Origin of the sequence: Phenylobacterium soli (assembly GCF_003254475.1) — a bacterium.
Taxonomy (GTDB): domain Bacteria; phylum Pseudomonadota; class Alphaproteobacteria; order Caulobacterales; family Caulobacteraceae; genus Phenylobacterium; species Phenylobacterium soli.
In genome coordinates, this window is the sequence record NZ_QFYQ01000001.1 from 937075 (window position 1) to 950498 (window position 13424).

Annotated in this window: 12 protein-coding genes and 1 other RNA gene; 6 read left to right on the forward strand and 7 right to left on the reverse strand. The window is 71.4% G+C overall.

Features of this window, described 5'->3' with window-relative positions:
- Window positions 1-9: 9 nt before the first annotated feature.
- The 4 genes from gap to tkt form a co-directional block, all read right to left on the reverse strand.
- The gene (gene gap / locus DJ017_RS04735) at window positions 10-1020 is read right to left on the reverse strand and encodes a type I glyceraldehyde-3-phosphate dehydrogenase (protein ID WP_111529970.1); all 1011 of its coding nucleotides are present in this window, start codon (window positions 1018-1020) and stop codon (window positions 10-12) included.
- A 207-nt stretch (window positions 1021-1227) separates the two neighbouring features.
- Window positions 1228-3264 carry a S9 family peptidase gene (locus DJ017_RS04740; RefSeq protein WP_111527630.1) on the reverse strand — a complete coding sequence of 679 codons (2037 nt, stop codon included), beginning with the start codon at window positions 3262-3264 and terminating at the stop codon, window positions 1228-1230.
- A 110-nt stretch (window positions 3265-3374) separates the two neighbouring features.
- The gene (gene purT, locus DJ017_RS04745; RefSeq protein ID WP_111527631.1) at window positions 3375-4571 is read right to left on the reverse strand and encodes a formate-dependent phosphoribosylglycinamide formyltransferase; all 1197 of its coding nucleotides are present in this window, start codon (window positions 4569-4571) and stop codon (window positions 3375-3377) included.
- Between the two features lie 15 nt (window positions 4572-4586).
- Window positions 4587-6557: a transketolase gene (gene tkt / locus DJ017_RS04750; RefSeq protein WP_111527632.1), complete on the reverse strand. Its 1971-nt coding sequence runs from the start codon at window positions 6555-6557 to the stop codon at window positions 4587-4589.
- Between the two features lie 189 nt (window positions 6558-6746).
- Between tkt and DJ017_RS04755 the strand changes: the two genes are divergently transcribed.
- From DJ017_RS04755 to DJ017_RS04775, 5 genes are all read left to right on the forward strand, one after another.
- Window positions 6747-7037 (forward strand): DUF4164 family protein, encoded by a 291-nt coding sequence (locus DJ017_RS04755; protein WP_111527633.1) that lies wholly within the window; start codon window positions 6747-6749, stop codon window positions 7035-7037.
- A 1-nt stretch (window position 7038) separates the two neighbouring features.
- The gene (locus tag DJ017_RS04760) at window positions 7039-7368 is read left to right on the forward strand and encodes a cell division protein ZapA (RefSeq protein WP_111527634.1); all 330 of its coding nucleotides are present in this window, start codon (window positions 7039-7041) and stop codon (window positions 7366-7368) included.
- A gap of 51 nt (window positions 7369-7419) precedes the next feature.
- A non-coding RNA gene (ssrS, locus tag DJ017_RS04765) (6S RNA) lies at window positions 7420-7581 on the forward strand.
- A 43-nt stretch (window positions 7582-7624) separates the two neighbouring features.
- On the forward strand, window positions 7625-8197 hold the full coding sequence (locus tag DJ017_RS04770) for a 5-formyltetrahydrofolate cyclo-ligase (protein WP_227000022.1): 573 nt from the start codon (window positions 7625-7627) through the stop codon (window positions 8195-8197).
- 10 nt (window positions 8198-8207) lie between these two features.
- Window positions 8208-9044, forward strand: coding sequence for a TIGR00282 family metallophosphoesterase (locus DJ017_RS04775; RefSeq protein ID WP_111527635.1), 837 nt, complete (start codon window positions 8208-8210; stop codon window positions 9042-9044).
- Here the strand turns inward: DJ017_RS04775 and DJ017_RS04780 are convergent.
- Window positions 9041-10774 carry an ATP-binding protein gene (locus tag DJ017_RS04780; RefSeq protein ID WP_111527636.1) on the reverse strand — a complete coding sequence of 578 codons (1734 nt, stop codon included), beginning with the start codon at window positions 10772-10774 and terminating at the stop codon, window positions 9041-9043. The genes DJ017_RS04775 and DJ017_RS04780 overlap by 4 nt on opposite strands.
- A gap of 114 nt (window positions 10775-10888) precedes the next feature.
- Window positions 10889-11533 carry a hypothetical protein gene (locus DJ017_RS04785; RefSeq protein WP_165830527.1) on the reverse strand — a complete coding sequence of 215 codons (645 nt, stop codon included), beginning with the start codon at window positions 11531-11533 and terminating at the stop codon, window positions 10889-10891.
- 145 nt (window positions 11534-11678) lie between these two features.
- On the opposite strand from DJ017_RS04785, the gene DJ017_RS04790 reads away from it, so the two are divergent.
- Entirely contained in the window at window positions 11679-12029 is a 351-nt protein-coding gene (locus DJ017_RS04790) for a phage holin family protein (RefSeq protein WP_111529972.1), read from the forward strand.
- Here the strand turns inward: DJ017_RS04790 and DJ017_RS04795 are convergent.
- Entirely contained in the window at window positions 12026-13225 is a 1200-nt protein-coding gene (locus DJ017_RS04795; protein ID WP_227000023.1) for a CaiB/BaiF CoA transferase family protein, read from the reverse strand. The genes DJ017_RS04790 and DJ017_RS04795 overlap by 4 nt on opposite strands.
- Window positions 13226-13424 lie beyond the last annotated feature (199 nt).

Consider the following 13424-nt stretch of genomic DNA (forward strand, 5'->3'; position numbering starts at 1 on the left):
GTCGTCAGATCAGAGGAACTTCGCCATGTAGACGGCGGTGTCGCTCATCCGGGTCGAGAAGCCCCACTCGTTGTCGTACCAGGACAGGACGCGGCCGAGGCCGCCGTCGATCACCTGGGTCTGCGGCAGGGCGGCCGTGGACGAGGCCGGGTTGTGGTTGAAGTCCATCGAGACCAGCGGCTCCTTGGTGACCGCCAGCACGCCCTTCAGCGCGCCGTTGGCGGCCGCTTCCAGCGCCTCGTTGATCTGCTGGACGGTGACCGACTTGCCCGGGACGAACTTCAGGTCGACGACCGAGACGTTCGGAGTCGGCACGCGGATCGAGGAGCCGTCGAGCTTGCCGGTCAGCTCCGGGATCACCAGGCCGAGGGCCTTGGCGGCGCCCGTCGAGGTCGGGATCATCGACATGGCCGCGGCGCGGGCGCGGTAGAGGTCCTTGTGCAGGGTGTCGAGCGTCGGCTGGTCGCCCGTGTAGGAGTGGATCGTCGTCATGTAGCCGCGCTCGATCCCGCAGAGCTCCTGCAGGACCTTGGCCACCGGCGCCAGGCAGTTGGTGGTGCACGAGGCGTTGGAGACGACGAGGTCGTCCTTGGTCAGGGTCTCGTGGTTGACGCCGTAGACGATGGTCTTGTCGGCGTTGTCGGCCGGGGCGGAGACGAGGACGCGCTTGGCGCCGGCCTCGAGGTGGGCGGCGGCCTTGTCACGCGCGGTGAAGATGCCGGTGCACTCCATCGCGATGTCGACGCCGAGCGCCTTGTGCGGCAGCTCCTTGGGGTCGCGGACGGCGGTCACCTTGATTGGGGCGTAGCCGGCGACCTCGATGGTGTCGCCATTGACCTTCACCTCGGCGGGGAAGCGGCCATGGACGCTGTCGTAGCGCAGCAGGTGAGCGTTGGTCTCGACGGGGCCCAGGTCGTTGATCGCCACGACCTCGATGTCCCGGCGGCCATGCTCGACGATCGAGCGCAGGACATTCCTGCCGATGCGGCCGAAACCATTGATCGCGACGCGAACGGTCATCTGGAGCTTCTCCCTCTCGTTCAAAAGGCGTGCGAACGCGGGTTCGCGTGCGCGCGGGGGGCGTTCTTGAGGGCGCAGCCCCTCAAGTCAACCCCATGTCGACGCTTGAGAAGGTCAAGCCTGACAACGGATTGTGACGAAGGACGCCCCGCGCCTTCGTCCGGACGCCTTAATTCCCCAAGGTGATGCTTGTTCCCTGTAAAGCGGTCACGGGGCGGGCTTGCCGGCCGCCTGCAGCGCCTCCTTCAGCCCCGGCGCGAACTGGGCGCCGTAGGGCGCGGTGATCGAGGAGCCCGCGAAGGCCGCGCCGAACGGCTCGCTTCGCCCGCCCAGGCAGCGCTCGAGGAAGTGCTCGGCGGTGGCGAAGAAGGCGATGTTGTTCTCCGGCCGGGCGAAGCCGTGGCCCTCGTCGGGGAACAGCACATAGGTCACCGGCAGGCCCTTGGCCTTCATGGCGTCGACGATCTGCTGGCTCTCGCGGACATTGACCCGCGGGTCATTGGCGCCCTGGCCGATCAGCAGCGGCCGCTGGATGGCGTCGGCCTTGAACAGCGGCGAGGCGGCCTTGAGGATCGCCTGACCCTCGGGCGTGCCCGGGTCGCCCATGCGCCGGTACATTTGCCGCCGCCCGGCCTCCCAGTAGGCCGGGATCGCGGCCAGCAGGGTGTTGAGGTTGGAGGGGCCGACGATGTCGACGCCGCAGGCGAAGGTGGTGGGGGTGAAGGCGAGGCCTGCGAGGGTGGCGTAGCCGCCGTAGGAGCCGCCCATGATGGCGACCTTGTCCGGCGTGGTGACGCCGCTCGTCACCGCCCAGTTCACCGCGTCGAGCAGGTCGTCGTGCATCTTGCGGCCCCACTGGAGGTCGCCGGCGGTCAGGTACTTCTTCCCGAAGCCGGAGGAGGCTCGGTAGTTCGGCTGCAGCACCGCATAGCCACGGTTGGCCAGCCACTGGGCGAGGTTGTTGGAGCCGTAGCTGTCGCGCGCCCAGGGCCCGCCGTGGACCAGCAGCACCATGGGGACCGGATGGCTCGGCCGTCCGCGGCCCTTCGGGTCGGAGCCCGGCGGCAGGGTGAGGTAGGAGACCTCGGTCAGGCCGTCGCGGGTCCTGATCTCCACGGGATGCTCATCGACGAGCGGTGCGCCCTCGAGCTCGGGCCGGGTGGTGAACAGGCGCTTCAGCCGCTTCGCCGGCCGGTCGTAGAGGTAGTAGGTGACCGGCGCGGTGACGGAGTCGGCGGCGACCATCCAGAGCCGGTCGTCGTCGCTGCGTGAGGTGATGGTGAGCTCGCCCTTCAGCTCGCGCTTCAGGAACTCGAGGTCGGGCTTGATGGCTGGGTCGAGCGCAGTCCACTCGGTCTTCAGGTACTCGACGCCGTACGCCTGAATGCGGCCGGTCTTTGGATCGTCCAGGACCTCGCCCATGTCGGCGCGCGGGTCTTGCCCGAGCACGGTGCGCTGGCCGGTGGCGAGGTCCTCGGCCACCAGGGCGGAGGTGTCGCGGCCGCGGCTCTCCAGCCAGTAGCGGGTCTTGCCGTCGTGGCTGTAGCTGATCGGCGCGGTGCCGCCGGTGTCCTCGAAGGGAATGGTGGTCTCGGGGCTCGCGGCGACCTGGTTGTTCTCGATCCGGTAGATATCGGCGCCGCCGTCCGGGCGCGGCTTCATGGCGGTGCGGAGGTTGAGCTGCGCATCCACGCCGAAATCGGCGAAGCCGTCATTGTGGAAGACGGGGGTCAGGGCGCCGGTCTTCAGGTCGAGGCTGTAGACGTCGTGCCAGCGCGGGTCGCGGTTGTTGATGCCGACGAGGATGCGGTCCTTCACCAGCCGGCTGATGCCGACCACCTGGGCGCGGGTCTTCTCGAAGGGGGTGAGGGTTTTCTGGGCGCCGCGGGCGAGGTCGACGCCGTAGAGCAGGAAGTTCTCGTCGCCGCCCTTGTCGTTGACGAACAGCACCATGGCCGAGTCCGGCGACCAGAAGTAGGCGCGGATCGGGCGGACCTTCTCGGCGGTCAGCGGGCGGGCGGCGGCGGGGTCGGCGACCGGCGCGACCCAGACGTTCATCACCCCGTCGCGCGGGGCGAGCCAGGAGATCCACTTGCCGTCGGGGCTGACGCGCCCGGCCGAGCGGCTCGGATTGCCGAACAACTTGGTCCGCGCGATCAGCGGGGCGGCCGGCTTCGCCGGCGGGGCCGCCGAGGCGGCGGTGGCGACGGCGGCGATGGCGCAAGCAATGAGCAGGCGGCGCATGGGATCCCTCCCCAGGGGGTTTCTGGTGGAGACGCTACCGGCGGTTGAGGTCCGTTGGAAGGGGAAGCGCGACAGGCGTCGTTCGTCTTGGGAGCGCCTTGGGCGCAGGCTCAGCCGCGGACCGGCCTGACCTTGGCGGCGGCTTCGGCGGCGCGGGCGCGGGCCTGGTCGGTGTTGCGGGCGCGGGCGAGGGCGACGCCCATGCGGCGGCGCTCGTAGGCCTCGGGCTTGCCGAAGAGGCGCAGGTCCGCGCCCGGCACGGCGAGGGCCTCGGCGACCCCCTCGAAGGCGACGCCCTCGGCGTCCAGGCCGCCGTAGATCACCGCGCTGGCGCCCGGCTCGCGCAGGGTGACGTCGACCGGCAGGCCGAGGATGGCGCGCGCGTGGAGGCAGAACTCGCTCTGCACCTGGCTGACGAGGGTGACGAGGCCGGTGTCGTGGGGCCTGGGGCTCACCTCGGAGAACCAGACCTCGTCGTCCTTCACGAACAGCTCGACACCGAAGATGCCCTGACCGCCGAGCGCGTCGGTCACCGCCTTGGCGAGCTGGCGCGCGCGGGCGAGCGCGGTGTTGCTCATCGCCTGGGGCTGCCAGCTCTCTACATAGTCGCCCTTCACCTGCCGGTGGCCGATGGGGGCGCAGAAGCTGGTGACGACCTCGCCGCCCGCGAGGCTGCGAACGGTGAGCTGGGTGATCTCGAAGTCGAACTCGACCTTCCCCTCGACGATGACGCGGGGCTGCTCGACCCGGCCGCCCTCCAGGGCGTAGCGCCAGGCGTGGGCGATCTGGTCGGGGCGCTCGACGTAGGACTGGCCCTTGCCCGAGGAGCTCATCACGGGCTTCACGAAGCAGGGGAAGCCGGTGACCTCGAGGGCCGCGCGGGCGAGCTCCGCCTCGGAGGAGGCGAAGGCGTAGGCGCTGGTGGGAAGCTTCAGCTCCTCGGCCGCCAGGCGACGGATGCCCTCGCGGTTCATGGTGAGCTGGGCGGCGCGGGCGGTGGGGATGACCGTCGCCAGGCCCTCGGCCTCGATCTTCACCAGCTCGTCGGTGGCGATGGCCTCGATCTCGGGGACGATCAGGTGCGGGCGCTCGGCCTCAACGACCGCGCGCAGGGCCGCCGCGTCCGTCATGACGACGACGTGGCTGCGGTGGGCGACCTGCATGGCCGGCGCATTGTCGTAGCGGTCGACGGCGATCACCTCGCAGCCGAGGCGCTGCAGCTCGATCGCCACCTCCTTGCCGAGCTCGCCCGAGCCCAGGAGCATGACCTTGAGCGCGGTGTCGGAGAGGGGAGTGCCGAGACGCATGCCCTCACCCCGTCCTTAGAGCTTCGCCTTGACTGCGGAGACGACCGCCTCGGCGGTGATGCCGAAGTGCGGGTAGAGGACTTTGTCGGGCGCGCTGGCGCCGAAGCCGCTCATGCCGATGAAGACGCCGGCCTCGCCGATGAAGCGCTCCCAGCCCTGCTTGACGCCGGCCTCGACGGCGACGCGCACCGCGGTCTCGCCGATCACCGCGGCCTGGTAGTCCGCCGGCTGCTGCTCGAAGAGCTCGAAGGAGGGGACCGAGATCACCCGAGCGCCGACGCCGTCGGCTTCCAGCATGTCGCGGGCGGCGAGGGCGATGGCGACCTCGGTGCCGGTGGCGAAGATCGTCACCTGGGCCGGATGGCCGGCGGCGGCGAGCTGGTAGGCGCCGCGGGCCGAGAGGTTCTCGCCGGCCGGGGCGCCGCGCACGGCGGGGGTCTTCTGGCGCGACAGGGCCATGATCGAAGGCGTGGTCTTGGCGTCGAGCGCCAGCTTCCAGCACTCGGCGGTCTCGATGGCGTCGGCTGGGCGGAAGACGTTGAGGTTCGGCATGGCCCGCAGCGAGGCGAGGTGCTCGACCGGCTGGTGGGTGGGGCCGTCCTCGCCGAGGCCGATGGAGTCGTGGGTGCCGACGTGGATCACCCGCACGCCCATCAGGGCGGCCAGGCGGATCGCCGGCCGGGCGTAGTCGGAGAAGACCAGGAACGTCCCGCCGTAGGGGATCACGCCGCCGTGCAGGGCCATGCCGTTCATGGCCGCGGCCATGCCGAACTCGCGCACGCCGTAGTTCACGTAGCGGCCGGCGTAGTCGGGGGCGTCGAGGACCTGGGTGTTCTTGACGTAGGTGTTGTTGGAGCCGGTGAGGTCGGCCGAGCCGCCGACCATCTCGCGGACCTGGCCGAAGACCTGCTCGAGCACCGCGCCGGAGTGCTGGCGGGTGGCGGCGGCGGGCTTCTCGGCGGCGGCCTTGGCGATGAAGGCGTCGAGCGCCTCGAAGGCGTGGGCCGGCAGGTCGCCGGCGACGGCGCGCTCGAAGTCGGCCTTCTGGCCGGAGGCGGCAAGGCGGGCCTCCCAGGCCTTGCGGTCCTTGCGGCCGCGGCGGCCGGCGGCGCGCCAGGGACGATAGACCTCGTCGGGGATCACGAAGGGCTCGTGGCTCCAGCCGAGCTTGGCGCGGGTGGCCTCGATCTCCTGGGTGCCCAGGGCCTTGCCGTGGGTGTCGTGGTGGCCTTCGAGGGTGGCGGCGCCCTTGCCGATCTGGGTGCGGCAGGCGATCAGGGTGGGCTTGTCCTGGCGGGTGGCCCAGGCGAGCGCCCGGCGGATCTGGCCGACGTCATGGCCGTCGATGGCCTTCACCGCCCAGCCGGCGGCCTTGAAGCGGGCGAGCTGGTCAGTGGCGTCCGAGAGCGAGACCGCGCCGTCGATGGTGATGCGGTTGTCGTCCCAGAGGACGGTGAGGCGCGACAGCTTCAGGCGGCCGGCGAGGGCGATCGCCTCCTGGCTGACGCCCTCCATCAGGCAGCCGTCGCCGGCGACCACCCAGGTGCGGTGGTCGACGAGGTCGGCGCCGAAGCGGGCCGCCATGTGGCGCTCGGCGATGGCCATGCCGATCGAGGTGGCGAGGCCCTGGCCGAGCGGCCCGGTGGTGGTCTCCACGCCCGGGCTGTGGCCGTACTCGGGGTGGCCGGGGGTGGCCGAGCCGAGCTGCCGGAAGGCCTTGATCTGGTCCATCGTCATGGCCTTAAAACCCGACAGGTGCAGGAGGCTGTAGAGCAGCATCGAGCCGTGGCCGGCCGAGAGTACGAAGCGGTCGCGGTCCGGCCAGGCCGGGTCGGCGGCGTCGTACTTCAGGAACTTCGACCAGAGCACCGTGGCCACGTCGGCCATGCCCATCGGCATGCCGGGGTGTCCGGAATTGGCCTTCTCCACGGCGTCCATAGAGAGCACGCGGATGGCGTCGGCCATGATCTTGAGCGGCGCGGGCATCGAGGTCCTGATTGTGGCGGTGTCAAGGAATGCGAGCGGGGCCTCGCATGCGATGGGCGCGGGGTCAAGAAACCGCCGCGATACCGCCTTAGGCCCACCCCGCGGCCGATCCGCGCCAGGCGCCTTCTCTAGAGGCGAAAGGCGTGTCTAAGATCGTCCGCCAGACCCTTGAGTCTATTGGAGGATGGCATGACCGGCGAAAGCGCCCTCGAGTTGGCGGCCAAGCGTCTGGAACGGGCGATCCTCACCCTGGAGCAGCGGCTCGCACAGAAGCTGAAGCAGGCGGGCGCCGAGGTCGGCGGGCTGTTCGACCAGGACCGCGCCAAGCTGGCCGCCGAGCTGGACGAGGCGCGGGCCCGCGAGCGGGCGCTGGAGGAAGCCGGCGCCGAGGCCTCTGCGGCGCTCGGTCGCGCCATCGCGGAGATCCGCTCCGCCCTCGACGGGGCGGCCCCGGCCCTGCAGCTGACGCAGGAGCACTGACATGGCCCAGGTGACCGTCGAGGTGAACGGCCGGCCCTACGCGGTGGGCTGCGAGGACGGGCAGGAACAGCACCTGATCGAGCTCGCCCGGATGTTCGACCAGCAGGTGCGCCACGTCAGCGCCGACATGGGCCAGCTGGGCGACACGCGCCTGTTCCTGATGGGAGCGCTGCTGCTGGCCGACGAACTGGCCGACGCCAAGAACCGGCTCGGCGCCCTGCAGGCCGAGGTTGGCCGGCTGCAGACCGAGCGCGGCCGGCTGGAGACCAAGGCGGTCTCGGCCCTGGAGGCCGCGGCGGCGAAGATCGAGAAGCTGGCGGCCGAGGGGTAGCTTCGGGGGGTAGCGCGCGCCGGCGCGGCCCACTACCTTGGGAGCCGGCGGGTCGTGCTGCGGCTCACGTCGAAGGCGACATATCCCAGCGACCTTAATTCTCTCTAAGGGAGCTGTCCCTGTCCGGGATCGTGGTCTCGGGCAAACGGCGCCCACCTGGTGTATCCAGGTCGAGGGGATGAAACAGTCCTTCACGGTTCTCGCGGCGCCGCCACCCTTTCTCCTCACCGCCCATTTTTCCTGTACAAGCCAGCGCGTGACCCCTGCCTTCGACAAGACGGCGCTTCGCCAGCGCATGCGCCGGCTGCGGCGCAGCCTGGCTGCCGCGGCGCCCGACGCGGGCTTCCGCGCCGCTGAGGCCCTGCCCCTCGAGGCCCTGCCCGACGGGCCGGTGGCGGTCTATTATGCCCAGGGCTCCGAGCTCGACCCGACCCCGCTCGCCGAGCGGCTGGCGGCGGCCGGCCGGACGGTGGCCCTGCCGGCGGCGCAGGCCCGCGACGGGCGACTGCAGTTCCGCCGCTGGCGTATCGGCGAGGCGCTGGAGGCCGATGCGGTGGGCGTGCCGGCGCCCGGCGCGGCGGCCGAGGCGGTGACGCCTAGGGTGGTGGTGACGCCGCTCGTGGCCTACGACGCGCGCGGCGGCCGGCTGGGCCAGGGCGGCGGGCACTATGACCGCACGCTGGAGAACCTTCGCGCCGCCGGACCCGTTTTCGTCCTCGGCCTCGCCTATGCGGGACAGGCGGTGGACGAGATCCCCATGGAGCCGCACGACCAGCGGCTCGACGCCATTCTGACCGAGGCCGGTTATCAGCCGGTCGAGAAGGACTGAAGTTCCAGCGATGCGATTTGCTTTCTTCGGGGATGTGGTGGGGCGCAGCGGCCGCGAGGGCCTGGCCGAGCACCTGCCGGCCCTGCGTCGCCGGCTCGACCTCGAGTTCGTGGTGGTCAACGCGGAGAACGCGGCCGCCGGCTTCGGCATCACCGAGGGCACGGCGCGCGAGCTGTTCGACGCCGGCGCCGACTGCCTGACGCTCGGCAACCACGCCTGGGACCAGAAGGAGGCGCTGACCTACATCGTCCGCGAGCCGCGGCTCGTGCGGCCGGCGAACTATCCGGCCCTGGCCGATCCGCCGGGGCGCGGGGCGCAGCTCCTGGAGACGTCGCGTGGGCGGCGCGTACTGGTGATCAACCTCCTCGGCCGCATCCACATGGACAGCCTGGACGATCCGTTCGCGGCGGTCGACCGTGAGCTGGAGGCCTGCCCGCTGGGGGGCGCCGCCGACGCGGTGATCGTCGACATGCACGCCGAGATCACCTCGGAGAAGATGGCCATGGGCCACTTCTGCGACGGGCGCGCGAGCCTGGTGGTGGGCACGCACACCCACGTGCCGACCGCCGACGCCCAGATCCTCACCGGCGGCACGGCCTACCAGACCGACGCCGGGGCCTGCGCCGACTACGACAGCGTCATCGGCAACGACAAGGAAGAGCCGCTTCGACGGTTCACCACGCGCATCAACGGCGGCCGGTTCAAGCCGGCGGAAGGCCCGGCGACGGTGTGTGGCGTGTTCGTCGAGACCGACGAGGCCACCGGCCTGGCGCGCCGCATCGAGCCGATCCGCGTCGGGGGCCGGCTGAAGGAGACCGTGCCGGACCTCGAGGTCGTGAGGGTCTAGGCCGCCGACTGGGCCGCGCCGGGCGCGGCGGCGACCAGCCGCTCGATGGCGGCGAAGAGCTCGGTCGGCTGGACGGGCTTGGGCTGCAGGGCGTCGAAGCCGACGGCCCTGAGGCGCTGCTCCTCCCCGGCCATGGCGTCGGCGGTGAGGGCGATCACCGGAATGGAGGCGCGGCCGGCCTGGCCGTCGCGGATCCGGCCGACGGCCTCGATGCCGTCCATCACCGGCATGTGCACGTCCATCAGGACGAGGTCGAAGGCCTCGTGGCTGAGGCGCTCAAGGGCCTCGGCGCCGTGGGCCGCGGTCTCGACCACCACCCCGGCGGCTTCGAGGAGGGCGCGGGCGACGGCGAGGTTGATCGGGTTGTCGTCGGCGACGAGCACGCGCAGCGGCGGCAGCGCCGCGGGCGCGGTCTCAGGCGTCTCGACGGTCTCCGCCTCGGCGGCGGGCAGCGGCAGCCAGACGCGGAACACCGAACCCTTGCCGGGCTCGCTCTCGACGGTGATCTCGCCGCCCATCATGGTCGCCAGCTTGCGGCAGATCGACAGGCCCAGCCCGGTGCCGCCGTACTTGCGCGCCGTCGAGGCGTCGGCCTGGGCGTAGGGGCGGAAGAGGCGGGTCATCTGCTCGGGCGTCATGCCGACGCCGGTGTCGGCGATGAGGATCTCCACTCCGCCATCGCCGTCGGCGCCGGGGGAGGGGCGAAGCGTCAGGGTGACGCCGCCCTTGTCGGTGAACTTGATGGCGTTGGAGAGCAGGTTGAGCACGATCTGGCGCACGCGGGTCTCGTCGCCGAGCACCCGGGCGGGGAGCTGGGCGTCGGCCTCGCAGGCGAGGGCCAGCTTCTTGGCGCCGGCGGCCTCAGCGTAGAGCTCGGTCGACTGCAAGCCGAGGGCGGCGAGGTCGAAGGCGGCGACCTCGAGGTCCATCCGACCGGCCTCGATCTTGGAGAGGTCGAGCACGTCGTTGAGGATGGCCAAGAGGCCGTCGCCCGAGCGCAGGATGGTCTCCACATAGCCCTGCTGGCGGGCGTTGAGCGGCGTGCGCTGCAGGGCGCGGGCCATGCCGAGCACGCCGTTGAGCGGGGTGCGCAGCTCGTGGGTGACCATGGACAGGAAGGCGGTCTTGGCGTCGTTGGCGGCCACCGCCTGGCGCTCGGCCTCGGTGAGACGGATGGTGCTGCGGGCGGTGGCCGCGCCGGTGACGCCCAGATAGGCGAGGATCAGCGGGAAGCCGAAGGCGACGACCAGCAGGTCACCGCCATGGTAGCCGCCCAGGAAGCTCGGCAGGACGATCCACAGCACGGTCGGCGGCAGGCCCATGGCCATCAGGGTCACCGGCGAGCGGAACGAGAACGACTGAGCGTGGATCAGGAGGGTCGCCAGGACGGCGAGGCCGGTGAGCCGGTAGGCGTCCGAGCCGGCGAACCAGAGCTGCACCGCGATGCCGCACCAGACGCAGCAGTTGATCATCATGCAGAGGACGTAGGCGAACCGCTCGCGGACGGTCATCGACCCGCCCCACATGGCGTTACGCGAGGCGATCCGCGTGGCCGCCTCGGCGCAGAGGCAGACGACGAACCAGGCCAGGCCGACCTTCAGCCCGAACAGGTTGCAGCTGATCCAGGCGGCGCCGAAGATGACCACGACCCGGGCCAACAGCACGGACCAGGAGGTGCGCGCTACTTCGTCGAGCCGATCGTCGAGCAGCTTGGCCAGCGCCTTGGTCACGTCCGCCTTCCCCTGTCGCGACGTTCTGGTCGCGGCTTTTTGGAATCCGCCGCAGCGGTTGAGTGCAACTTACAGGGGAATGGTGAACGGAACCTTGTTCGGCGAGCGGCGGCGTTAAGATTTGGGCGGCTTGCGGCCCTCCAGTCCGTCGAGGGTGAGGCGGCCCGTCCGGGCCTTGTCGAGCAAGGCGAAGCGGCGGGCCGTGGCGTGCTTCCACTCCTCGGCCGTCACCCGACCGTCGACATTCTCGTCGGCCCCGGCCACCGGCTCGGGCTCGTTGATCAGGGCGTAGCGGCCGCGAGGTCCGACCGGCGGGCCGCGGCGTCCACCCCGGCCGCGGCGGCCAAAGCCCGGACCGCCGGCGTCCGGCCGCTCGAACTCCATGGCCGCGATCTCGGGGGCGATGGTCTGCTCGTAGGCGGAGACCTCGAAGCCGTCGACGGTCCCGTCGTGGTTGGCGTCGAGCACCTGGAAGAAGGCCATGGCGTCGGCCTGGAACTCCGCGGCCGTGAGCGCCCCGTCGTGGTCGGCGTCGGCGGCGGCGAACCACGCCCGCAGCCCGTCCGCGCCGCGGAATGGCTGACCCGATGGGCTGATGAAGACGCTGCGCCGCGCGCCGTCGGCGTCGGGAACCATGCCTTCGCGGGGCGGTCCACCGCGGCGGAAGCCGTGGCCGCCGCCCCGGCGCGGCGGCTCGGAGGCGCAGGCGGCGAGCGAGACGACGAGGCCCACGACGATCATCGGATTCAGCATCTTCATCCGGGCCCTCCGCTGCGCGATCCGCGGAGCCATGCCCCAGCGGCGCGGCCGAATTGCGCCGCTTGTATTTCACGCCGAAGCGCTTCCGTTCCGGCGCAGTTTGGGGCTCTACTCGCCGCGTCGGAGGCGGGAGCTCGATAAGATGGTGCTGCACTTCATCGTCCGCGCGCTGTTCGCCGCGCTGGGGCTGTGGCTGTCGGCGCGGTTCGTGCCGGGGATCCGGGTGCGCGACACCGAGACCCTGCTGCTGGCCGCCGTGCTGCTGGGCCTCGTCAACGCCTTCATCCGGCCGATCGTCTTCGTGCTCACCCTGCCGCTGACGGTGGTGACCCTGGGCCTCTTCCTGCTGGTGGTGAACGCCCTGATGATCCTCCTCGTCTCGGCCCTGCTGCGCGGCTTCCACGTGGACGGCCTGGTCGCGGCGGTGCTGGCGGCGATCGTCACCGGCATCACCAGCTGGATCGGCCACGCCGTCCTGCGCGACGCCGGCTTCTAGACGGCCTGCTGGGCGGCCCCGGCGGCGAACAGCCCCTCGATCTCGGCCTCGCCGAAGCCGGCCTCGCGCAGCACCTCACGGGTGTGCTGGCCAAGGCGGGGCGCGGGCGTGCGCGGGCCGTGGTCGAGGCCCGGGAAGCGGACCGGCGCGGCGGGCGCGGCGAAGGCGCCGCCCCAGCCGTCCGGCGTCTCGACGAAGCAGCCGGCCTCGTGCGCCTGAGGGTCGGCGACGACCTCGTCGAGGGTGGCCATGGGCGCCCAGATCACGTCGGCTCGCGTCATCAGGGCCCTGACCTCGTCTAGGGTGAGGCCGGCGAAGGCGTCGTCGAGCACCGCCCGCACCTCCCGCACCGCCTCGAGGTCGAGGATCGGCACGGCGTAGCGGGGGTTCTCCACCATGTCGGCGTGGCCGAGCTGGGCGAGCACTGCCGGCAGGTCGCGCGGCGCGCGCGAGGCGACGCAGAACCAGCGCTCGTCGCGGGTGCGGAAATAGCCGGAGAGGGCGCCGGGCCGGTCGTCGCGCGGCTGGGCGGTGACGGCCTCGCCGTAGCGCAGGTGGATCGAATAGTCCCAGCCGAGCGCATAGACGCCGGCGCGGATCAGCGCGGTCTCCACCTGGCGGCCGCGGCCGGTGGCGTGGCGCTCGTGCAGGGCGGCGAGGACGCCGGAGAGGGTCGCGAGGGCGGTGACGTGGTCGCCGAACCCCGGCCGGCAGGTGAAGGGCTCCTGGTCCGGCGGGATGGTGGCGTGGGCGACGCCAGAGCGGGTCCAGAAACCGGTCAGGTCGAAGGCCGGGATGTCGGCCTCCGGGCCGGTGAGGCCGTAGCCGGTGACATTGGCGTAGATCAGCCGCGGCAGCTCGTCCTTCAGGCTCTCGTAGTCAAGGCGGGCGCGCTTGAGGGCGCCGGGACGGACGTTGGTGACGAAGACGTCGGCGTCCTTGAGGATCGCCAGCAGGGCGGCGCGTCCGGCGGGGCTGGCGGTGTTGAGCACCACCCCCCGCTTCCCGCGGTTCTCGTTGGAGAAGATCGGGTTGCCCGGGCTCTCCTCGGTGTCGGGCCAGAAGCCGCGGGTCGCGTCCCCGGCGGCGCTCTCCACCTTGATGACGTCGGCGCCCCAGTCGGCCATGACCGCGGCGCAGCCCGGCCCCGCCACCCAGGTCGACCACTCCACGACCTTCACGCCCGCGAGCAGCATCGGCGTTCCTCCCGCCTTCGTTCTTATGAAGCCAAGAGTGCCGCAGGGGCGGGGCGGAGGGAAGCGCCCATCCGGACTGGCCGTCCATGGTCAAGCTTCAGAATCGGCTTGAGTTTTTAGGGCCTGTGGATAAGTCTTGCGGGTGCTGGGCGAGTCTGGTCGACCCGTTTGCAGCGCGTGGGCGCGGCAGGCTGCGGCG

Excerpts from the sequence above, each read along its gene's own strand:
- gap (WP_111529970.1), bottom strand. The coding sequence starts at position 1,020 with ATGACCGTTCGCGTCGCGATCAATGGTTTCGGCCGCATCGGCAGGAAT.
- DJ017_RS04740 (WP_111527630.1), bottom strand. The coding sequence starts at position 3,264 with ATGCGCCGCCTGCTCATTGCTTGCGCCATCGCCGCCGTCGCCACCGCC.
- purT (WP_111527631.1), bottom strand. The coding sequence starts at position 4,571 with ATGCGTCTCGGCACTCCCCTCTCCGACACCGCGCTCAAGGTCATGCTC.
- tkt (WP_111527632.1), bottom strand. The coding sequence starts at position 6,557 with ATGCCCGCGCCGCTCAAGATCATGGCCGACGCCATCCGCGTGCTCTCT.
- DJ017_RS04755 (WP_111527633.1), top strand. The coding sequence starts at position 6,747 with ATGACCGGCGAAAGCGCCCTCGAGTTGGCGGCCAAGCGTCTGGAACGG.
- DJ017_RS04760 (WP_111527634.1), top strand. The coding sequence starts at position 7,039 with ATGGCCCAGGTGACCGTCGAGGTGAACGGCCGGCCCTACGCGGTGGGC.
- DJ017_RS04775 (WP_111527635.1), top strand. The coding sequence starts at position 8,208 with ATGCGATTTGCTTTCTTCGGGGATGTGGTGGGGCGCAGCGGCCGCGAG.
- DJ017_RS04785 (WP_165830527.1), bottom strand. The coding sequence starts at position 11,533 with ATGAAGATGCTGAATCCGATGATCGTCGTGGGCCTCGTCGTCTCGCTC.
- DJ017_RS04795 (WP_227000023.1), bottom strand. The coding sequence starts at position 13,225 with ATGCTGCTCGCGGGCGTGAAGGTCGTGGAGTGGTCGACCTGGGTGGCG.